The organism is Dolichospermum sp. UHCC 0352 (assembly GCF_009711925.1).
Lineage (GTDB): Bacteria > Cyanobacteriota > Cyanobacteriia > Cyanobacteriales > Nostocaceae > Dolichospermum > Dolichospermum lemmermannii.
On sequence record NZ_VIKY01000114.1, the window covers coordinates 1 to 19,789 of the forward strand.

The window sequence follows — 19,789 nt, forward strand, 5'->3', positions numbered from 1 at the left end:
CACAACTTTTAGCTTGACAGACCACTAGTAGCCATAAATACGTATTTTAAGGTATTGGCAAAAGTGGTTCTTCCCGCTTTGATTCCCCCCAATAACACATCCAAATCCTTCTGCATCAAGACAATATCCGCTGCCTCCTTAGCCACATCTACAGCCGTATCAACAGAAATACCCACATCCGCAGCGTAAAGCGCAGAAGCATCATTAATTCCATCCCCCATGTAGCCGACAACATTACCAGCTTTTTTCAAAGCTACAATAATTCGCTCCTTTTGATTTGGTTCTATTTCTGCAAAGATGTTGACCTGATTTACCTGATGTATCAAAGCTGCATCACTGAGTTTTTGGATTTGAGATCCTGTCAATAGCTTAGTTTGTATTAGTCCTACCTGCTGACTAATACTAGCAGCAACTGCGTGACTATCACCGGTGATCATTTTCAAAGTAACGCCCAAATTTGCTAGATCAATAATTGTATTTTTGATGTCAGATTTGGGCGGATCATATAAAGCCAAATAGCCCAAAAAAGTAAAATTAATTTCATCTTTAAGAGTGATATGATTAGTATTTATAGTTCGATAGGCAACGCCCAAAGTCCGAAAACCTTGACTACCTAAATCTTCATATTTTTGCTGGATTTGCTGCCGAATTGGTTCAATATCAATTATTTTATCTTCTGCCATTTCTACCGTATTACAGATATCTAAAATATTAGAAATTGCTCCTTTTGTAATCACCAGACAATCATGATCTTTACTCAATAAAATACTCAGACGTTTGCGGTTAAAATCATAGGGAATCTCATCCAACTTTTTATATTTAGAAATATCAAATGATTTATGATTACGAATTGCTTCATCAATAGGATTAACATAACCTGATTCATAAATAGCATTTAAATAGGCATAAAACAAGACTCTCTCACTTTCTTTACCATCTACATCCAAAGCCGAACGAATTCGCACCACACCATCAGTTAAAGTCCCTGTTTTATCGGCACATAAAACATTCATACTGCCAAAATTTTCTATTGCAGGTAATCGTTTGACAATCACCTGTTTTTTGACCATTAACTTGGCACAATGAGCTAAATTAATACTAATAATTGCCGGCAATAATTGGGGAGTAAGTCCTACAGCCAAAGCCAAGGAAAACATAAAAGAATCTAACACCGGACGATGGAGATAAATATTCGCGGTAAAAATTAGGATTACTAAAGTTAAAGTTACTTCCAAAAGAAAATAACCAAACTTGCGAATTCCATTCTCAAACTCAGTTTCTGGTGGTCTAAATTTCAATCGTTCCGATACCTTACCAAATTCCGTTGCTTTGCCCGTATTCACCACCACAGCCTTAGCAGTGCCACTTACTACATGAGTCCCCATAAATAGGCTATTTGTGCGTTGTCCTAGTCCAGTTTCCGCAGGTAAAATCGCTGTTTCTTTAGCCACTGGATAAGTTTCCCCAGTCAAAGTAGCTTCATCTACCGATAGGGTTTGTGACTCTAAAACCAAACAATCTCCAGGAATACTATTACCAGCCGACAATAAGACAATATCTCCCGGCATAACCTCATCTACTGGGACATCTTGGGGTTTACCATCTCGGAGGATACTCGCTTTGATTTCCACCAGTTCTAGGAGTTTCTGGACAGCATCAGCAGCACCCCGTTCTTGCCAAAAACCCAGAAATCCACTTGCGAAGACAATTACGAGAATAATGACTGCATCAATAGCATCTTGCAGAAAAATGGAAAGAATTGCTGCTACAATCAAAATCAGAATAATCGGACTATTAAACTGATTTAATAACAAAGTGAGAGTATGGGATTGCTGTTTTTGCTTGAGGCTATTTGCACCGGACTTACTCAGGCGTTGTTTAGCTTCTTCACTGCTTAAACCTTGTGGGGTTGATTGTACCTGCACAAATATCTGAACAGCAGATAAATTCCAAAAAGTGGATAATTGTGAATTCATCAATTAATGTTAGAAATAATTGTAGTTCTGGTTAAGCTACAGCCACCAAATCCCAAAAATGTTGGGTTTCCTTGCGTCAACCCAACCTACAAAAGCCCTCACAGATAACTTTTTCAGCAAACCCTACTTAAAAGTATTGCGAACCTCTTCTTTCATTTTATTTGCTGGGTTACGAGATTCACTTTTTATGTCATCAGTTTTTCCACTAGGTAGATAATTAGGGTTGACAATACTATTGTCTATGGCTTTTTCAGTTTTAGCTTCAATCTTTTTGGTTGCTCTTGAGTTGGGTTGCCACTTTGTATCTTTTATATCTTCGACTGCATTACGAACTTTACTTTCAGCTTGCTTGGCTTTACCCATGAATTGGTCTTTTTTATTTCCTGTGACATTACCGAAAGTTTCTTGAACTTTACCTTCAATATTTTTAGTTGTGGCTTCGACTCGATTCATAGTTGTGGCCATTTGAGTCTGAGCGAGACTAACCTCAGATGTAAAAGCTGTGAAAATTCCCAGAAATAGAACTAAACTAATGACGAGAAAAAACTTGCGAAATTGTGAAAATAGATTCATGGAATTTTCCTCATTTATAGGTTGTTAATTAATAAATGTCATCGGTTATAGTTTTGGACTTGGTACGGCTGGAACAATTTTGACTACAACTTTGACGCTTCTTACACCCTTGATTTCTTTAGCAAGAGAATTAATTTTATTTAGTTGTTCTTGATTCTGGACATTTCCAACTACAACAATTGCTCCATCTTTAGCAGCCACAGTTAATTGACTAGACGGAATATTAGCTTCCAACTTAGAACGAACCTCACTGGCAAGATCACTATTAGCGCGAGTTGCATTCCCTCCAGTGACATTATTGCGTTGTTCACGGGCGCGAATATCTGCGTTGAGTTGATCTCGACGAAGTTGGCTAGTTGCGTCTTTTTGATTGGCTAAAATGGTTTTATCTGTGGGAACTTCACCAGTTTTCTCAGCAGAATCGGGCGCACTGCTGCTAGTTTTGGCTTTATTGTCACAAGCAACTGTTCCCAGAAGTAAAATGCTACTGAGGACTAAAAGCGTAATTTTTCTCATATTTCCAATCCCTTTTACACACGCGAGACAACAGGATTAGCAGAACGGCCAATGGTTGGACTATTGTAAACTTCCCATTCCCGCATTCCCTTGTGCTTGAAAATTGTTTCTGCTCTCAGGATTTCCGCCTCTGTGCCATCTACAATTACTAGATAATCCCCATCAACTACATAATCATGGTAGATTTGCGCCCGATGTTCGGGAATTCCTAAACCTACTAAACTACCAATTAAACCACCAACTGCTGCTCCGATAGCTCCACCTGCTAGAGTTGTAGCGATCGCTGTAGCTACTGCTCCTGCTAACATAACTGGACCAATCCCCGGAATTGCTAGAGTTCCTAACCCAATTAGTAACCCTGTCAACCCCCCAACCGCTCCTCCTGCCTCGACTCCAGTTTTCGCACCTTCCTCTACACGAGTGGTTTCATGAGTGGTTTCATGGCCGATTTCACGGGCTTCTGTTGGTTCTTGAACTCGTGTTTCACCAATTTGGTATCGCTGATTTAGATCTTCATCATGTTTAGCAATCACAGATACCTGATTCATGTCAAATCCGTTATCTCGCAGTTCATTTAGAGCATCTTCTACTTCTTCGTGACTAGAAAATACTCCCACTGCTCGTTTATTATTAATCAAGGTCATTTTTTTATCCTTTCACAAGGGAAAAAGTGGCAGGCAACAAGGTAATTAAGAATTAGTTTGTAAGATCAAAAGTCTTATTTCCCTGCCCCTGCCTGGTTAATCTATTCGACAATTTCTCTGGCTTGATCCTTCACATCTTCAACCGCGTGGCGAACTTTGGCTTCTGCTTGTTTTGCCTTGCCTTCTGCTTGAGTTTTTGGATCTCCTGTTAAATCGCCTACGGCTTCTTGAACCTTACCTTCAATGTTTTTGGCGGTTGCCTTAGCTTTATCTTTCATACTCATAATCTGCTCCTAATGGAAAATTTACTAACGCGAAATCTGGGTTTTATCTTCTTTCCACATTCGGATGTTCTTGGGTGTTAACATCCAATTCCTCTCGACGCAGAGTTTCTTCTGCTTCAATGGTTTCGTGATCTACAACTTTATTAACTCTGACTTCTTCTCGTAAGAAAGCTTCTTTATGAATGTCCGCAGTTTCTTCATAAAGTTCTATTCGACTCACTTCTGTCGTCCCAAAGCTGTCGCTATCTAAAGCCACCGTTTCTCCCGCAGTTGTAGGAGTGACTCGTTCAATAACAATTCTTTCCTTATCTATGGGAACTGAAACCCGCGCTTTTTCTGTTTCTGTATGTTTCCCAACAATAACTTCTCCCGTTTTGGCGCGGACTTTGTTGGCAATTAATCGTTCTTGATATAGTTTGAAAGTTTGATGATCCTGATCATTCAAAGCATATAGAGCCGGATCTGCTTTATAGTCATAGGCAGCACTGCCGTTACCGGACTTTCTCGGTGGGACTATGGGAGGGGCTACCATAGTCCCTCCCGCAGGTCGAGAACTGGCTGTATCTACAGAACCGGAACTTTCTAAGAATGCTTCGGAACGATACACTCCTCTGACTTGTTCTTCATAGTTATAATCAATTTCTTTGTGTTCGTTAAATTCGGGTAAATTCTCTGCTTGTTGTTTGGTCATTCCCACTGTATAAATCCGTTCAGAGGTATGATCAATGCGCGAACGACCAACTGGCAATAAAACTTTTTTCCCAAAAATCCACAAACCTAAATCAACAACGAAATAGCGAAAATGTCCTTGGTCATCTACTAAAATATCGTTGACTGTGCCAATTTTTTCATCTGCGGTTGCATAGACACCCATACCTTTGATATCTTTGCCTTCAAAACTTTCTCGATAATTCGGATCAAATTCTTTAATTTTCAAAAGAGGCATACTATTTCCATCTCCACTTTTTACGGATGTGGAACAGGTTGATAATTTTGCTCCTGTTCCAGTTTCACCATCAGTTGATGTCATCAAATACCAATTATTCTCAACATTAGAACCTGGTACAATTGGGTTATTAGTTTTTCAGCTCTGTTAGTTCTAATATGTATACATTAGTTATTTTTATGATTAAGACCGTCCATCAAAGGGTTGATTATGCTTGTATGTCAATAGACAGAGATTCTCAACCAAGTAAATGTGCAGGAAAGTTCAGATCCCCGACTTCTTGGAGAAGTCGGGGATCTGGGTGGGTTTAAAAGTGTATAAATTCGTTTATAGCCAAATAATCTAAAAATTTCTCTTGGGGAAAATCGCAAATAATACACTCGGTGTCAAAAAATTGCATTAAAATCACTACGGCGGTAATCTTTGGGTGTGAGTTTGAGGTATTTTTAAGTCAGCTTGACGATAAAATTAATCCACTTCCTGCGGTCTTTAGGCTTACTGCGCTAAAAAATTAGAGAGTTAATTTATGTTTCAGTTGTTAAGCCGGGTTTTGCTATGGCTCTTAATTGGTGTTGTAGCCTTTTCTTTGTTTCAAAGATTCTATCCATCAGTAACTTTTGTCGGCAGATTTGTTTTAGGGTTAGTCATTGTTGTTTTAGCTTTAGCATTTCTCAATCCCAATGAACCAGCATTGGCTTCATTGTGGCGATTTATCTCCTTCCCGCTCAAGCCTTTGGGCGCTTCGGTTTTAATGTTGTTTCTAGCTGCTCAAAAAATCAAAGGCGGTGGCATTGATAAACCGGGCGGTTTTTTATTAGGATGGGCTTTGACGGTTTTGCTTTTGTCCAGCACGCCAGCGATCGCTTACTTCCTCGTTAGATCACCAGTTGCCACAGTTGAGGGGACGAACATAAATCACCAAACTTCCCCATCCGCCCTAGTCGCCTTTGGTTCAGCAAATCCTAATTTCACAATCTCAGATATTCAGCAAAATATCATCCCACCAATGGTAGAGATAAATTCTCCAACTATAGCCTTCAATAGTCTGACTGCGAATATCCCTTCCTATCTCCTCCAAAATCCTCAAGCAATCAGCACCCGCGGGTTACGGGTAGAAGACTTTGTTCCTAATGCAGAAACACTGCAACTTACTACCCAAGTATGGGAAAGTTATCTCAATCAGATTTATGTTTTCCTACGTGGCCGGACGTAGAAGAGGCAGGGGACAGGGAAGAGGGAGCAGGGGGATAAATTTTCGTTCTTCTTCCTGACTCCTGACTCCTGACTCCTGACTCAATGACTGCTCCTGTAATCTCAAAAAGTTAGATAATTGTTGGGATCATTCTAAATCGTAGTAATACGGTTTAGATGTGAACCAAACCACCCTGAGCGTAGTCGAAGGGTAAACGTTATTTAAGTTATGACACCTTGGGATTCGCTAGTTCCATGCTCTGTCGGTACTGATTAAACATTCCAAAAGGAAAGTGTCTTTACCATAACAAGCTTTTATAACCGGGTTGAAGCAAACTTTACTTAGAAATAAGGATTGGTCAAACCGACCGAAAACAAATTATGTCCAATTTTGTCTTTTTAATTGATGCTAATAAAACCCCATTAAATCCTATCCACCCATCTCATGCTAGTAAGCTATTGGATAGTGGGAAAGCAGCCGTTTTTAGGCGTTATCCTTTTGTTTTAATCATGAATCGGGTTGTGGAAAACATTGTTACTTACCCCATTAATTTAAAAATTGATCCTGGTTCTAAGTTTACGGGTATCTCTTTAGTAAATAACAAAGAAGAAGTTATTTGGGGAATGGAATTACAACATCGTGGTGCTGTAATTAAAAGTGAGCTAGAAACACGCTCATGGGTTAGGCGTAGTCGAAGAAACCGTCATACTCGTTATAGAAAGCCACGGTTTCTGAATAGAAAACGGACAATAAATTGGTTAGCTCCAAGTTTAAAACATCGTGTATTGACTACTAATACTTGGGTAAAAAGATTAATAAAATATGCCCCAATTACAGCTATTACTCAAGAGCTAGTCAGATTTGATTTACAGCAACTAGAAAACCCTGAAATATCGGGAATAGAATATCAGCAAGGGGAGTTACAAGGTTACGAAGTTAGAGAATATTTACTAGAGAAATGGGAGAGAAAATGTAGTTATTGTGATGCGAAAGATATCCCCCTTCAGGTAGAACATATTCAACCTAAAGCGAAAGGTGGAAGTAACAGAATAAGTAACCTGTGCTTGTCTTGTGAAAAATGTAATCAAAAAAAAGGAACGCAGGACATTGAAAAGTTTTTAGCTAAGAAACCAGAACTATTGAAAAGAATTAAATCTCAGTCAAAAAGACCTTTAAAAGATGCGGTTGCTGTTAATTCTACCAGGTGGGATTTATTTCAAACTTTGAAAGAAACTGGATTACCAATTACAACGGCTTCTGGGGGAAGGACAAAATTCAATAGGAGAAAATTAAATCTTCCCAAAGAACATTGGATAGATGCGGCGTGTGTTGGAGTAGTAAAAAACTTAAATATATTGACAACCAATATATTTAAAGTAAAATCTACCGGACTTGGAACAAGAAGATTATGTCGGATAAACAAGTTCGGTTTTCCTTGTTCCCAGCCACGTCAAAAGTATGAACACAAGTGGAACACAGGTGATATTGCCTATTGTAAAGGTGTCTCAGGTCGGGTTGTAGTGCAATCTGCGACCCGACTAGAGATCAGGGTAGATGGGAAAAGAATTGGTGGGAAACTAACTGATTTTAAAAAACTCCACAGCAAAGATGCTTATTCCTATTTTTGACTAGGAAACACTACATTATTTTGGGATTAGAAGGAATGGCATGGCCAAATCACACAGACTTGATAAAATCGCTGCTTATTTACGCCCCTATTGGCGCGAAACCGTTTTCGGTATTATTGCTTTATTAGTTGTCAATGGGCTGGGTGTATATATTCCTTTGTTAATCCGTTCAGGGGTAGATACTCTATCTAAGAGTTTTAGTTTTCGCCAAATCATCCATTATGTAGTCCTTATCGCCCTACTTAGTTCCGCTATGTGGATGATGCGAATGGCTTCTCGGATTTGGATATTTGGTGTGGGAAGACAGGTAGAATTTGACCTCAAACAGCGGATTTTTCAGCACCTGCTGCAATTAGAACCTGCTTATTTTACAGTTAATACTCCTGGGGATTTAATTAGTCGCGCTACCAGTGATGTAGATAATATTCGACGGTTGGTAGGTTTTGCTGTATTAAGTTTGGCAAATACTTTTTTTGCCTATACTCTGACATTACCAGTGATGTTGTCTCTGAGTGTGGAACTGACATTGGCATCATTAGCAGTGTACCCGTTCATGTTTCTGATGGTGCATTTTTTTAGCGATCGCTTGCGTAATGAACAAACCGCCGTCCAAGAACAACTTGCAGAAATCAGTGAACTGGTACGGGAAGATATGAGCGGTATGGCACTGATTAAAATCTACGCCCAAGAAGACAATGAGCGTCAAGCATTTAGTCAGAAAAATGAACAGCTATTAACCGCTAACCTCAAACTAGCTAAAACGCGCAACACCCTATTTCCGCTCATTGGTGGGTTAGCAAGTCTCAGTTCTTTGATTATTATTTGGTTAGGTACAGCCAGAATATCCTCTGGAACTCTTGCCATTGGTGACTTTCTGGCTTTGCTAATTTATGTAGAGCGATTAATTTTCCCTACCGCTTTATTAGGATTCACCATTACTGCTTACCAACGGGGTGAAGTCAGTATTGACCGTTTAGAAACTATTCTCAGTGTGACTCCCAAAATTCAAGACACACCAGATAGTATTCATCTGGAGGTTAACAAACTCAAAGGGGAACTGACAGCAGTAAACTTTAGTTACACCTACCCCGGCGTAAATACCCCAGTTCTAGAACATCTTAATTTTAGGATTGCTCCTGGGGAAGTAGTCGCTATTGTCGGTCCGGTTGGTTCAGGAAAATCAACCTTAGCGAATGCTTTCCCCAGATTATTGGATATTCAGCCAGGACAGTTGTTTTTAGATGGGTTGGATGTGACAAAACTAGCTGTGAGTGATTTACGCGGAGCGATCGCCTACGTACCACAAGATAGCTTTTTATTCAGTACCACCGTCAAAAATAATATCCGTTATGGTGATCCCGTCTCCGCCGCAGAAGACGTAGTTTACGCCGCCAAAATGGCGCAAATTGACGCAGAAATTCAGAATTTCCCCCAACAGTATGAAACCCTAGTGGGTGAGCGAGGAATTACCCTTTCTGGTGGACAAAGACAACGCACAGCTTTAGCAAGAGCAATGTTAATTGATGCCCCCATCTTGCTGTTGGATGATGCCCTATCCAGTGTAGACAATCAAACTGCTACACAAATCCTCACCAATCTGGCTACAGGGACAAAAAGAAAAACCGTAATTTTCATTACCCACCAACTTGCTGCTGCTGCCACATCTGACCGAATTTTGGTCATGGAACAGGGGAAAATCGTCCAGACTGGTCATCACTCAGAACTGGTAGAACAGCCTGGACTTTATCAAAATTTGTGGCATCAACACCAAGTAGAAGAACTATTACATTGAACCAAAATGGATTAATTTTTGTAATAATTAGCAGTAGTATTAATCACTAACCAGCATAATCTAAAGATGTTTAAAAATTCACAGTTAGTAGCTTCTGAGTCCAGTAACTTATTAACATCTAAACAGCAGCGTCTTTTAGGAGCGATAGCTCTTTTAGTCGTCATTAGTTTACTGACTTCAGCCGGTGGATCACCCATTGAACATAATGTTTCCACCATCTGGGAAGGGTTTATTTGGGGTATAGCCGATCCAGTGATTAGTTTAGACCGTTTTGCAGGGATTGTAGCATTAGGTTTATTTTCCGCTAGATTTACCCGTGGTAATTGCCTAAATATCACCTTTGTCATTGCTGCTATCTGTGGACAATTGATTAATTTATCTCCAGTGATCTTACCTGCACCAGCAATAGCGATCGCTATTTGTACCATTGCATTAGGAATCATGTTAGTTACACCAATTCCTATTCATTGGTTAGCAATAGCTTTATTAAGTGCTACTGCTGGTATATTTCAAGGGTACTCTGATGCTACATCCATCCTCGGTGCGGAAACATTTACTATGATTAACTTTGTCATTAGTGTTGCCTTCACCCAAACAGTAATTATCATGAGTGCCAGAAAAATAGGTGTAAATTTTGGCATCAATGAAATTAACCAAATCTTCCCAAAAATCATCCGTTTTGCTGGTTTAGTATTCTGTGCAATTGGTATCGTACTTTTGGGTTACTCAGTAATTTAACTTAGGGATTGGGGAATAGGAATTGGGATTAGCACTGCTTGGCGGAAGTTAAAGGTCAAAACGAAGAGGAACGATGACAAATTACTTTATTTATTAATAATGCTGATTATGAAACTATTGAATGAATATTTAGGAATATTACTGTGATGATTTTTCCTCAAGATTGGAGCAGGCCAGAAATGATTGCAACTGGAATAGAAACAAGAATCAGTCGTCTAGAATCTATTGTTGAACAGATTGGAGACGCTGTACTCTCGACAACTGAGACAATTGAACGTCTTGCTCACAGAGTAGATGCTCTGAGTCTACAAATAGAGGCTCAAGGAAAACAAGTACAGCAGCAAGGATATCAGATTTTTGCTTTATGTGACGCTGTTCAAAGTTTGGCTGATTCTCAGAAGGATTCTATGGAACAAATCACTCAATTGTCACAAACCTTAGATGGGCTTGTGTCCTTGTTGCAAGATGAATAATGATGGAAGGAGTTCAGGAGTCACCGAGTCAGGAGTCACCGAGTATGGCTAACGCCACGCTACGCTATCAGGAAGAAGAAAGAAGGAAGAAGAATTTAGAACCTGAATTAGTAAGCCCTAATTACCTTAAACCCTTAACTTAGTGACTGCGATTTTACCAGAAAAACATATATCAACATCACCATTAGGAGTCCGTTCTCGTTTACTATATTCTCCTGTGTAGTAAAAATCATCACCTTCTATTCGGTAATTAACAGGTAAAGGTTTGGAACAAGGTTGACAAAATACTACTTCTGGATCTGCTTGTTGCGGTAACAGGTGTGGTAAATTAACATTCCAAAAACATCCAGGTTCGAGGGGAAGTTCCATCAAATATTCTAACAATGCAGATGTCCATCTCATAGCCGCATCCCAATCATAATCGCGTTTACCGTGACGATATTGAGAAACAGCAATTCCGGGAATTCCGTGCATTGCAGCCTCTCTAACAGCAGCCACAGTCCCAGAAATATAAGCATCAACACCCAAGTTTCCACCAGCATTAATACCGGAGATTACATAGTTGATATCTTCAGCAATATGTGAAATGGCAACTCTGATACAATCAGCAGGAGTGCCACCAATAGCATATTCACAATCTGAACGCCGTTGAAGATTAATCGGTTGATGGGTAGTAACTTGATGTCCGCAGCCAGATTGATGTGATTGCGGTGCAGCAATAATTACCGACTTACCATTTACTGCTTTAAATAAAGCTGCAATACCCGGTGCATCAATACCGTCGTCATTGGTTAAAATTATAGTCATATAGAACCGATTTGATATCTGACAATACGTAACTTAGAATAGTCTATTAAATAGACTTTTAACTCTTCTATGACCAATGACAAATCTTCCAAACGCTTACCCAATCAACGTTGGCAAATTGCAGCAAAAAATCCAGAAGCTAGTTTAATATTAGCGAATTTAACAAATATCTCGCCAATTATCAGCCAATTATTAATTAATCGGGGCATGGAAACCCCAGAAGATGCCAAGATATTTCTAGATCCCGAATCTCTGATTTTACCTTCTCCTCTCGAAGAATTCCCTGATTTAGCTGCGAGTGTGGAATTATTGGAATTAGCGATCGCCAATAAAGAGAAGATAGCTATCTGTGGAGACTATGATGCTGATGGTATGACCAGTACTGCAGTACTGATGAGAAGTCTTAGGGCTTTGGGCGCTGATGTTGATTATGCTATTCCTAGTCGAATGCACGATGGTTATGGGATTAATAACCGGATTGTCGAAGAGTTTCATGATGAAGGGGTGAAACTAATTCTGACGGTGGATAATGGAATTTCTGCGGTTGAACCAATTACTAGAGCCAGAGAACTGGGTTTAAAAGTTATTATAACAGATCATCATGATGTTCCCCAAATATTACCTCCAGCTAACGCGATTCTCAACCCGAAACTGATAGCTGAATCTTCTCCCTATCGGGGTGTAGCTGGTGTGGGTGTGGCTTACATTTTAGCCGTTTGTTTAGCCCAACAATTAGGAGAAATCAAAGGTTTAGTGCAGCCACTGTTAGCTTTATTCACCTTGGGAACTATTGCCGATTTAGCCCCTTTAACCGGTGTGAATCGTCGCTGGGTAAAACGGGGTTTAAAGTTATTACCAAAATCTAATTTACCAGGGATACAAGCATTAATTCAAATTGCCGGAGTTCAAGCCAGCGAAGGAGAAAAAAATCAAACTTCTAAATCTTTAAAACCCGAAGATATTGGTTTTCGATTGGGACCACGAATTAATGCTATCGGCAGAATTGGTGATCCACAAATTGTCATTGATTTGCTCACAACTGATGATTTTGGTATTGCATTAGCTAAAGCTATCCAATGTGAACAAACTAATACTCAACGGCAACAAATGTGCGAGGAAATTGAAAAAGAAGCCATTGCCATTGTTGAAGATTTATATATAAACTCTTTACAAAAAGACCGCGTATTAGTTGTTATCAAAGATAATTGGCATCATGGTGTTATTGGGATTGTTGCTTCTCGCTTACTAGAACGTTATGGTGTTCCTGTATTTATTGGAACTTACGAAAATGAAACCATAATTCGGGGTTCAGCGCGGGGAATTCCTGAATTTCATATATTTGCAGCTTTAGATGCTTGTCGGGATTTATTAGGTAAATTTGGGGGACACAAAGCTGCGGGAGGATTTTCTTTACCAGCGGAGAATTTACCAGAATTGCGGTTGCGTTTATCTGCATTTGCAAATCAGTGTTTGGAACTTCAACACCTGAAACCGCTGTTGAAAATAGATACTCAAGTTAATATTCACGAAATTAACCAGGATATTTTTCAGCAGTTAAATATTCTTCACCCCTGCGGTATTGATAACTCAGATCCAATTTTTTGGACTGCTAATGTCCAAGTGATTGAACAGAAAATAGTTGGGAAAGGTCACATTAAATTAACTGTATCCCAAACTATAGACAATCAGCGTCAAGAAATTAAAGGCATAGCATGGCGTTGGGGTGATTATTTTCCCTTACCATCAAGATTGGATATTGCTTACAAACTGCGTGAAAATAACTTTAATGGCAAAACTACCATTGAAATGGAGTTAGTAGGTGCAAAACTCCCAAATCACGTTGTTGAACTTTTCACTAATTCACCAAATCTATCACGGGCTAGTTTTGAATATAAACAGCGTCAATATACCTGCGGAATCTATGAAAATGGTATAAGTAGAGAATTAAGAGTTAAGAATTCTGAAGGTAAAGTTTTAGTCATGCGACCAGAAGATAAATTTGGTTTGTTGGGTTTCAACCGCGAAAATGCTGAACAGGTAAATTTATCTCAACCCATATATGAGGGAATTGTGCAAAATGCAATTCAGGCTTTGTCTACCTCTGTGCAGCATTAAAGATTAAAAACTCTCTTAAATGGGTAATTTAAGATTCTATTATCTCCAACGGGTAATTGGTGATTAGACAAAGCATTACCAATTACCAATTACCAATTACCAATTACCAATTACCCAATTTACAGGTTGCCGTTGCGAAATGCTAGAACGAAGATTACTATGGGTCCTGAAATCACAATTAGTCCCACGCAAGTTAACTGCAAGACAACTTCCCAATTGATGTTAGCTAAAATGTCCATTTTTTCCTCCCAATGATTTTAATGGTTTAAAAAGATTTAATAATTCCATGACAAAACCCGCAACTTATCATATCTGTTTAGTGGATCTAAAATTTAATTTACTTCACAAAATTATAAGAAAAGTCATAAAAAAGTAGAATAGCAGGAATACTAGAAGGTTAAAAATATGGCTACTTGGCAATGTATAGCTCAGTGTGGGGCTTGTTGTAACCTGACACCAGCGGATCGTCCAGATATAGAAGAGTATCTTTCACCACCTGATTTAGAACTTTATCTCAGTATGGTCGGTGAGGGAGGATGGTGCGTAAATTATGATCATGGTACGCGAGAATGTAAAATCTATTCTACCCGTCCTTGGTTCTGTCGTGTAGAAGCAGAGACTTTTGAGGAGATGTATGGGATTGAAGCGGAAAATGTGAACGATTTTGCGATTGATTGCTGTCATCAGCAAATTGAGGGGGTTTATGGCGATCGCAGTTTGGAACTTATCCGCTTTGATCAGGCTGTCGGTTTTTGATTTAATTCATATAATTATTCTCTCATTGTGTTTTTTAGCGCAGTAATCAATGGGAGATTTATCTTTATGTACCTAAATTTTGCTACTGCTTACAAAGTTTCTATACTATCCCATATATCTAACAATAATTTCAAGCTAGATAAATGATTCATTGATTCACATCGCTTTTTTAACGCATTTAGATACTTTTTATCCTCTACAACCTTTGGATTTTTCTTACTATAAAACAAACCAAACTGTCCGAGATATTCTTGTAGATAGTGTTTATGAAATCGCGCTTTCGTGCTAAAAGTACGTCCAGTTGGACAGCAGGACATTTCTTCAGGATCATTGACTAAAACATCGTAATATGTTTTCAAATCTGATAAAATTGTGGAACTTTTAATTAAAGGATATTCGTTAGGAATTTCTGCATTACCTAATGCCCATGTTTCAAAACAGCAATGCTGAATTATTATGTGAATCTCTGTTTTTGAACTATCTATATTGTAGCCTGACTTTAGATCATCAAGTTTAGATTTAAGTTCATGAAAACGAGCAGTATAAGAATGGTCTTCAGAGTCAATACATATAAAAAAATGGTTGACATTGCCGAATTTTTCTATATCAATTAGACAAGCTTCCAGTGAAGAAACTCCTGGCTCTTTCCTAGGTTTACTAACCATTTTTGGATAGCCATGACCTGCAATAATTCGATAAGTATTGATTGTCATCTCTTCAGGAGTAAGCACAAAAGTCAAACTGGGAAATAAATGTTTTAACCATGCCCTATATACCCTTGGCTCGGTCTCTCCACCCTCTACTAAAAATAAAAGATTCACTCGGAAAATTCCTCCCAGTCAAGTAAATTAATTAATTGAGTAAATTTATCTAAGCTAGAAGCTGTATCAAGTGCTGGAATATCAGAAGCTTTTCTAACTCTAACTTCATTTCCGTATTTACTAACTATTTGCCAAGTTTTCCAAGGAATATTATTGATAATATATGGATGATGGCTAGTAAGTATAAACTGTACATTTGGGGATTTATCAAGGATAAAGTCTGTTAGTTCAGCCATACAGTTAATTCCTAAACTATTCTCAAATTCATCAATTAACATTACTGATTCTTCGGGAGCATTAATTACTTCAATTAAAAAAATTAGAGTACGAAACATCCCGGATGAAATTTGCTCTTGAGGAATCCAGTCTTCTATACCGTTCTCTTGAATTTCAAAGGATAGCCGAGCATCACCATCTGAATTTCTTTCACTACCAACTCTGACATCTTTAACTTCTGGAAAAATATCAATATAATACTCTTTAATTTCATTGAAATCATCTGGCAAAAATTGCTGCAAGCAAAAAGCCTTTATAACTGGTAAACGACCAATAGTAAAAAGTTCTTTAAAACTGGAAATACTTATCTTATTAGAAATTTTTTCTATTTCATTAATAATTATAGTCAGATCATCATAATCAGCCGCCATAAGCATAAATCTCTGCCTCTGAGCAGTTTCAAAGTTGAATATTAATTGTCTAAATGCTTGACGAACTGGAATAATCAAATCTTCTTCTGACAGAAGAGTAATTGCACTTTCAGTTCTTTTCAACTTAGGCAATTTTTCGTTATTGAATTTTGAACCCAAATCATTGCGGAGAAGTATCTCCAGTTCAGAATCATCATTGTATCGAACTAATTTTTCATACACAATTTCAGTCTGTTCTGATTCATTTACATTTATAAGTATTTCTTCATTTTTGATTGAGGAACTTTTTAACTCCCACCTATAATTTTTTCCTAAATGAGAGAAATTGATACTCCATTCCAAATCATCTAAATTGCGATTTCTACCTTTTGCAACATCACAAATTAAGTTAAGTGCCTTTAAAATTCTTGTCTTTCCAACTCCAGAACCACCGACAAGTAAATTTAGACTCTCAAATTTAACTTCCTGAATGTGCCAATTTTCTTTATGGTTACTGAATTTAAAACTCTGTATTTTCATATTTCTTACTTTTCTTAACAAGCAATTATATAGAGAATCTAAAAGAACTTCTGAGATGAATATCTTCAATTCGCTCTATATCGGGTATTTTAGCACTCAAAGTTATGATCAGAGATTTTGTTTTAGATTACTTTTTAATATCATTAATTAAGCGTGTATTCTCATCAATAATCTTTATGCGAAAAATAAATACTGTTATTTGCTCGATATTACCTCTTGACGAGTATAAGCAGAGCGATCGCAGTTTGGAACAAATCCGTTTTGATCAAGCTGTCGGTTTTTAACAAATCCAGTTGCAATTTATGACAACAATATGAGAAAATAAAGAGAATATGAAAACAACTTAGAGACAAGATTAGCGCCTGTGAAACTTGATACTCCACCTGTCAGCATTTCCCACGTATCAGAAACTGAAAGCCAATTACATCAATCCATAGTTAAGGATCATCCCCAACCGAAAGAATCTGTATTTATGGTCTTTGGGACAACCTTTATCACCATTTTTCTCGCGGAAATTGGTGATAAAACCCAACTTTCTACCCTGTTAATGAGTGCAGAATCTCATGCCCCTTGGGTGGTTTTTCTGGGTTCGGCAGTAGCATTAATTACTACTAGCTTACTGGGAGTATTATTAGGTGGTTGGATATCTACAAAACTTAGCCCTAAAACCGTTGAGAAATCAGCCGGGGTGATGTTATTACTGATTTCCGTCATGTTGGTATGGGATGTAATTCAGGGTTAATACTTGTAAATATTGTGAACTGGGGAAATTATGAACTGGCATCTTTTAGGACTAAGCTTTGTCACGGTATTTTTGTCAGAATTGGGTGATAAAAGTCAGTTAGCAGCGATCGCTCTTTCTGGACAAGGACAATCTCGAAAAGCTATATTTTTTGGTACAGCAGGTGCTTTAGTATTAACAAGTCTCCTGGGCGCATTAGCTGGTGGTGCGGTGTCCCAATTTTTACCTACACGGATTTTAAAAGCGATCGCTGCTGTGGGATTTGCCATTCTTGCTATCCGTCTCTTATTACCCAACAGTGAAGAGGAATAAGAGACAGTTAGCAAATAAATGATCGGAAATTAAGCAGATCCGCTACTGTAACATAAAGTTACTACCGTAAGCGGTTGATTGATGAAATGAAGCGATAGATACAAGACGATCCTCCGATGCGTCCCACAAAATAAATTGGAAGCAATCAGGAATATCCGCTATTTTTAGCTTTTTTACATGGGTCAGTAAATGAATATTTTGATTATGGCAAGCTTCCAGATTGTAATTAGGTATTCTTTCAGAAAGATGGTGAATATTGTGGTAGCCTATGTCTGCCCCAAACCATTTAAGAACTCTGGGTAATTCTAAGTAACTACTACCTTCTAATGCTCCTAGAGTATAATCCCAACCTTCAGTTTTATGGGCGTAAGAGCCATCAAAGTTGTGCTGTACAAAGAAGATACAAATGAAAATTGCTGCTGAAAAGGTGAGAGTGATTGAGTAAACCCCAAAGAAGAATCCAAATCCTAGTAAATAACCCAAATAAATCCAACTACTAACTACGCAAATATTGTTGAAAAGGATATCAAAAAACTCTCCTGTTGTGTACCAATTTCTGGATTTATAAGAGTAAATGATTTCCTTGATATCCATAGTCGGTTCTTTCTGTATGCAAGTCAGCAAATGACCTATAAAACCATACAAACCAGCGATTAGTGCCAGTCTGGGCTTAATTGCTAGATAGAAAAAACCGCCCGGCAAAAGCATTAATGGATGCCTAAGTAATTCATACCGCTTTTGGGCAAAAGGACTAAGTTTAGCAAATTTCTCTGTGGAGATTAATGCAGCCGGTCCTTTATATTTTTCCCAGTCGCCATTTGTTTTATGATGAAAAGCATGACCCCTTGACCAAGGATATTGAGGGATGCCATTCATCACTCCCAAAATAAACCCTACCACTCTATTTACCCGTTTTGATCTAAAGAGTGAATAATGTCCACAATCGTGCATTAAAGAAAAACAACGTAGTGAAAATAGTATGATCAAAATCATGATCGGTGGCAGCAACCAAAAGGAAAATTCTGCTGCTTTTACTGCTAAAATCCATAACAAAATATAGGGAACAACTGTATTAAGGACTTGATAAGTTGCGCGTAAGTCGTTGCTCTTCATGTAGGGAGCTAAGACAAAATCAGATTTTTTAATCATTATGATTAGTTTGACCACTATCTTTACTAACAGTTCGGTGATGTTGGCTGGGAATTACTTTGTCATAAGCTCACCAAAAATTGAGGTTTTTGGCGATTCATTAACCCAGATTCTGCACGCTATTTTATACTATATCTAGTATGACAAATATTGGGTTAATGTTTAGCTAGATAGCAATCTTCAAAATCCCGGACAATGCCAGTGTTTATGCTTGATAGTGTGATATTTTTTACTTTTTAAACATTAAGCTTCGCGCCAGTACAAATTTAACAGAATACCACCTGCTACTAGCTTTAATGCTTCTAATAGAAAATAACCGCTGTGTAATAAGTTCATTTGTGGTGGAACTAGATTACTAGTAAGTAAGCTGAAATTAGCACCTAGAGCGCACATTTGGGGAGTTAAGAAATAAGTATCTAGTAATGCTACTGTTAACAGAATTCCAGATAAAGCAATACTACCTAAAGGCCAATTAGATTTAGTCTTGCTAATAGCCAGTACAGCAGTTAAAACCACAGTAGCAGACAATAATTCTAGGCGATTAAAATTCCAAAAAACCAGATAACCTGCTGTAGAAAAATTAGCCTCATTCATCATACCAGCAAAGTAAAGACTAGGCATAATTACCCAATCTAAAACCAGACTAGCACTGAGCCAGAAGCCCAGAGTTAACATAATCGCTGTTTGCCAAGTTGACCGTTTAAATTCCAGACTAGAAAGAGTGTTCATAAAAATAATTGCTTTGTTGTCTTCTTAGAGTCTAACTAAAACAGTGATTTTGGCAACAAATATCAATTAATTGTTACAAACAAGAAACTCTAACCCAGATTTGCACCAAAAGGAAAAAATCATTTCAATACCAAGGGTAGTTTAATAAAAATAAATAAACCTGAAGCGATCGCTCCCAATCCCCCACATCACGTTATGATCAGAAGGAATCACAATAATCTGTGCCAATAAATTCTCAGCATCTACCGTCAGTAACCCAGCCCTAAAGGGACTGGGCTTGCAAGAGTAATCAAGCAAGCCGTGCTGACCAGACCACCCTGAGTGACCTGCCCTGAGCGGTGTCGAAGGGAGTCGAAGGGTAGCCGTTATTTGAGCCACGACACCCCGGAATGCGTAGCCCCTTCGGGGTTCAGCAGTCGCTCATGGGGGA

Annotated in this window: 22 protein-coding genes; 10 read left to right on the forward strand and 12 right to left on the reverse strand. The window is 38.3% G+C overall.

What is annotated here, in order from left to right; translation table 11 throughout:
* Nucleotides 1-8 precede the first annotated feature (8 nt).
* From FJR06_RS07575 to FJR06_RS07600, 6 genes are all read right to left on the reverse strand, one after another.
* Complete coding sequence (locus tag FJR06_RS07575; protein ID WP_015083418.1) at nucleotides 9-1,976, reverse strand: HAD-IC family P-type ATPase; 1,968 nt, start codon at nucleotides 1,974-1,976, stop codon at nucleotides 9-11.
* A 123-nt stretch (nucleotides 1,977-2,099) separates the two neighbouring features.
* Nucleotides 2,100-2,549 carry a CsbD family protein gene (locus FJR06_RS24870; protein WP_015083419.1) on the reverse strand — a complete coding sequence of 150 codons (450 nt, stop codon included), beginning with the start codon at nucleotides 2,547-2,549 and terminating at the stop codon, nucleotides 2,100-2,102.
* A 45-nt stretch (nucleotides 2,550-2,594) separates the two neighbouring features.
* On the reverse strand, nucleotides 2,595-3,065 hold the full coding sequence (locus tag FJR06_RS07585; RefSeq protein WP_015083420.1) for a BON domain-containing protein: 471 nt from the start codon (nucleotides 3,063-3,065) through the stop codon (nucleotides 2,595-2,597).
* Between the two features lie 14 nt (nucleotides 3,066-3,079).
* On the reverse strand, nucleotides 3,080-3,709 hold the full coding sequence (locus FJR06_RS07590; protein ID WP_015083421.1) for a general stress protein: 630 nt from the start codon (nucleotides 3,707-3,709) through the stop codon (nucleotides 3,080-3,082).
* A gap of 101 nt (nucleotides 3,710-3,810) precedes the next feature.
* A complete protein-coding gene (locus tag FJR06_RS07595; protein ID WP_015083422.1) occupies nucleotides 3,811-3,993 on the reverse strand; it encodes a CsbD family protein in 183 nt (60 codons plus the stop codon).
* Between the two features lie 43 nt (nucleotides 3,994-4,036).
* Nucleotides 4,037-4,939, reverse strand: coding sequence for a DUF2382 domain-containing protein (locus tag FJR06_RS07600; protein ID WP_015083423.1), 903 nt, complete (start codon nucleotides 4,937-4,939; stop codon nucleotides 4,037-4,039).
* Nucleotides 4,940-5,465: 526 nt separating this feature from the next.
* Here FJR06_RS07600 and FJR06_RS07605 point away from each other — a divergent pair.
* The 6 genes from FJR06_RS07605 to FJR06_RS07630 all read left to right on the forward strand — a co-directional run bounded on the left by FJR06_RS07605 (nucleotide 5,466) and on the right by FJR06_RS07630 (nucleotide 10,905).
* Complete coding sequence (locus FJR06_RS07605; protein WP_015083424.1) at nucleotides 5,466-6,152, forward strand: hypothetical protein; 687 nt, start codon at nucleotides 5,466-5,468, stop codon at nucleotides 6,150-6,152.
* A 359-nt stretch (nucleotides 6,153-6,511) separates the two neighbouring features.
* On the forward strand, nucleotides 6,512-7,759 hold the full coding sequence (gene iscB / locus FJR06_RS07610) for an RNA-guided endonuclease IscB (protein ID WP_168651157.1): 1,248 nt from the start codon (nucleotides 6,512-6,514) through the stop codon (nucleotides 7,757-7,759).
* Between the two features lie 40 nt (nucleotides 7,760-7,799).
* Entirely contained in the window at nucleotides 7,800-9,551 is a 1,752-nt protein-coding gene (locus FJR06_RS07615; RefSeq protein ID WP_148766820.1) for an ABC transporter ATP-binding protein, read from the forward strand.
* A 66-nt stretch (nucleotides 9,552-9,617) separates the two neighbouring features.
* The gene (locus tag FJR06_RS07620; protein WP_168651158.1) at nucleotides 9,618-10,289 is read left to right on the forward strand and encodes a HupE/UreJ family protein; all 672 of its coding nucleotides are present in this window, start codon (nucleotides 9,618-9,620) and stop codon (nucleotides 10,287-10,289) included.
* A 179-nt stretch (nucleotides 10,290-10,468) separates the two neighbouring features.
* A complete protein-coding gene (locus FJR06_RS07625) occupies nucleotides 10,469-10,762 on the forward strand; it encodes a hypothetical protein (RefSeq protein WP_015083427.1) in 294 nt (97 codons plus the stop codon).
* Nucleotides 10,762-10,905 carry a hypothetical protein gene (locus FJR06_RS07630; RefSeq protein WP_168651159.1) on the forward strand — a complete coding sequence of 48 codons (144 nt, stop codon included), beginning with the start codon at nucleotides 10,762-10,764 and terminating at the stop codon, nucleotides 10,903-10,905. The genes FJR06_RS07625 and FJR06_RS07630 overlap by 1 nt, the downstream gene beginning before the upstream one ends.
* Here FJR06_RS07630 and surE read toward each other — a convergent pair.
* Nucleotides 10,889-11,569, reverse strand: coding sequence for a 5'/3'-nucleotidase SurE (gene surE, locus FJR06_RS07635; protein ID WP_015083428.1), 681 nt, complete (start codon nucleotides 11,567-11,569; stop codon nucleotides 10,889-10,891). The two genes, FJR06_RS07630 and surE, sit on opposite strands and share 17 nt — an antisense overlap.
* 69 nt (nucleotides 11,570-11,638) lie before the next feature.
* Between surE and recJ the strand changes: the two genes are divergently transcribed.
* A complete protein-coding gene (gene recJ, locus FJR06_RS07640) occupies nucleotides 11,639-13,684 on the forward strand; it encodes a single-stranded-DNA-specific exonuclease RecJ (RefSeq protein ID WP_168651160.1) in 2,046 nt (681 codons plus the stop codon).
* 119 nt (nucleotides 13,685-13,803) lie between these two features.
* On the opposite strand, the gene psb30 is transcribed toward recJ, so the two are convergent.
* Nucleotides 13,804-13,923 carry a photosystem II reaction center protein Ycf12/Psb30 gene (gene psb30, locus FJR06_RS07645; protein WP_028084264.1) on the reverse strand — a complete coding sequence of 40 codons (120 nt, stop codon included), beginning with the start codon at nucleotides 13,921-13,923 and terminating at the stop codon, nucleotides 13,804-13,806.
* Nucleotides 13,924-14,089: 166 nt separating this feature from the next.
* On the opposite strand from psb30, the gene FJR06_RS07650 reads away from it, so the two are divergent.
* Nucleotides 14,090-14,440, forward strand: a complete 351-nt coding sequence (locus tag FJR06_RS07650) for a YkgJ family cysteine cluster protein (protein WP_168651161.1) — start codon at nucleotides 14,090-14,092, stop codon at nucleotides 14,438-14,440.
* 89 nt (nucleotides 14,441-14,529) lie between these two features.
* Here the strand turns inward: FJR06_RS07650 and FJR06_RS07655 are convergent, their stop codons facing one another.
* Complete coding sequence (locus FJR06_RS07655; RefSeq protein ID WP_168651162.1) at nucleotides 14,530-15,261, reverse strand: hypothetical protein; 732 nt, start codon at nucleotides 15,259-15,261, stop codon at nucleotides 14,530-14,532.
* Nucleotides 15,258-16,427: an AAA family ATPase gene (locus tag FJR06_RS07660; RefSeq protein WP_168651163.1), complete on the reverse strand. Its 1,170-nt coding sequence runs from the start codon at nucleotides 16,425-16,427 to the stop codon at nucleotides 15,258-15,260. The genes FJR06_RS07655 and FJR06_RS07660 overlap by 4 nt, the downstream gene beginning before the upstream one ends.
* Before the next feature lie 364 nt (nucleotides 16,428-16,791).
* Between FJR06_RS07660 and FJR06_RS07665 the strand changes: the two genes are divergently transcribed.
* Together FJR06_RS07665 and FJR06_RS07670 are read left to right on the forward strand one after the other, a co-directional pair.
* Nucleotides 16,792-17,169, forward strand: a complete 378-nt coding sequence (locus FJR06_RS07665; protein ID WP_168651164.1) for a TMEM165/GDT1 family protein — start codon at nucleotides 16,792-16,794, stop codon at nucleotides 17,167-17,169.
* A gap of 30 nt (nucleotides 17,170-17,199) precedes the next feature.
* A complete protein-coding gene (locus tag FJR06_RS07670; RefSeq protein WP_148761115.1) occupies nucleotides 17,200-17,481 on the forward strand; it encodes a TMEM165/GDT1 family protein in 282 nt (93 codons plus the stop codon).
* A gap of 42 nt (nucleotides 17,482-17,523) precedes the next feature.
* On the opposite strand, the gene FJR06_RS07675 is transcribed toward FJR06_RS07670, so the two are convergent.
* Both FJR06_RS07675 and FJR06_RS07680 read right to left on the reverse strand, forming a co-directional pair.
* A complete protein-coding gene (locus FJR06_RS07675; RefSeq protein ID WP_168651165.1) occupies nucleotides 17,524-18,630 on the reverse strand; it encodes a fatty acid desaturase in 1,107 nt (368 codons plus the stop codon).
* Between the two features lie 243 nt (nucleotides 18,631-18,873).
* Nucleotides 18,874-19,359: a hypothetical protein gene (locus tag FJR06_RS07680; protein ID WP_015083438.1), complete on the reverse strand. Its 486-nt coding sequence runs from the start codon at nucleotides 19,357-19,359 to the stop codon at nucleotides 18,874-18,876.
* Nucleotides 19,360-19,789: the final 430 nt, after the last annotated feature.

What these genes read in the sequence shown, in the direction of transcription:
- FJR06_RS07625 (WP_015083427.1), top strand. Translation starts at nt 10,469, where the DNA reads ATGATTGCAACTGGAATAGAAACAAGAATCAGTCGTCTAGAATCTATT.
- FJR06_RS07595 (WP_015083422.1), bottom strand. Translation starts at nt 3,993, where the DNA reads ATGAGTATGAAAGATAAAGCTAAGGCAACCGCCAAAAACATTGAAGGT.
- FJR06_RS07600 (WP_015083423.1), bottom strand. Translation starts at nt 4,939, where the DNA reads ATGCCTCTTTTGAAAATTAAAGAATTTGATCCGAATTATCGAGAAAGT.
- FJR06_RS07650 (WP_168651161.1), top strand. Translation starts at nt 14,090, where the DNA reads ATGGCTACTTGGCAATGTATAGCTCAGTGTGGGGCTTGTTGTAACCTG.
- recJ (WP_168651160.1), top strand. Translation starts at nt 11,639, where the DNA reads ATGACCAATGACAAATCTTCCAAACGCTTACCCAATCAACGTTGGCAA.
- FJR06_RS07590 (WP_015083421.1), bottom strand. Translation starts at nt 3,709, where the DNA reads ATGACCTTGATTAATAATAAACGAGCAGTGGGAGTATTTTCTAGTCAC.
- surE (WP_015083428.1), bottom strand. Translation starts at nt 11,569, where the DNA reads ATGACTATAATTTTAACCAATGACGACGGTATTGATGCACCGGGTATT.
- FJR06_RS07585 (WP_015083420.1), bottom strand. Translation starts at nt 3,065, where the DNA reads ATGAGAAAAATTACGCTTTTAGTCCTCAGTAGCATTTTACTTCTGGGA.
- FJR06_RS24870 (WP_015083419.1), bottom strand. Translation starts at nt 2,549, where the DNA reads ATGAATCTATTTTCACAATTTCGCAAGTTTTTTCTCGTCATTAGTTTA.
- FJR06_RS07620 (WP_168651158.1), top strand. Translation starts at nt 9,618, where the DNA reads ATGTTTAAAAATTCACAGTTAGTAGCTTCTGAGTCCAGTAACTTATTA.
- psb30 (WP_028084264.1), bottom strand. Translation starts at nt 13,923, where the DNA reads ATGGACATTTTAGCTAACATCAATTGGGAAGTTGTCTTGCAGTTAACT.
- FJR06_RS07575 (WP_015083418.1), bottom strand. Translation starts at nt 1,976, where the DNA reads ATGAATTCACAATTATCCACTTTTTGGAATTTATCTGCTGTTCAGATA.
- FJR06_RS07630 (WP_168651159.1), top strand. Translation starts at nt 10,762, where the DNA reads ATGATGGAAGGAGTTCAGGAGTCACCGAGTCAGGAGTCACCGAGTATG.
- FJR06_RS07605 (WP_015083424.1), top strand. Translation starts at nt 5,466, where the DNA reads ATGTTTCAGTTGTTAAGCCGGGTTTTGCTATGGCTCTTAATTGGTGTT.
- iscB (WP_168651157.1), top strand. Translation starts at nt 6,512, where the DNA reads ATGTCCAATTTTGTCTTTTTAATTGATGCTAATAAAACCCCATTAAAT.
- FJR06_RS07615 (WP_148766820.1), top strand. Translation starts at nt 7,800, where the DNA reads ATGGCCAAATCACACAGACTTGATAAAATCGCTGCTTATTTACGCCCC.
- FJR06_RS07680 (WP_015083438.1), bottom strand. Translation starts at nt 19,359, where the DNA reads ATGAACACTCTTTCTAGTCTGGAATTTAAACGGTCAACTTGGCAAACA.
- FJR06_RS07675 (WP_168651165.1), bottom strand. Translation starts at nt 18,630, where the DNA reads ATGATTAAAAAATCTGATTTTGTCTTAGCTCCCTACATGAAGAGCAAC.
- FJR06_RS07670 (WP_148761115.1), top strand. Translation starts at nt 17,200, where the DNA reads ATGAACTGGCATCTTTTAGGACTAAGCTTTGTCACGGTATTTTTGTCA.
- FJR06_RS07660 (WP_168651163.1), bottom strand. Translation starts at nt 16,427, where the DNA reads ATGAAAATACAGAGTTTTAAATTCAGTAACCATAAAGAAAATTGGCAC.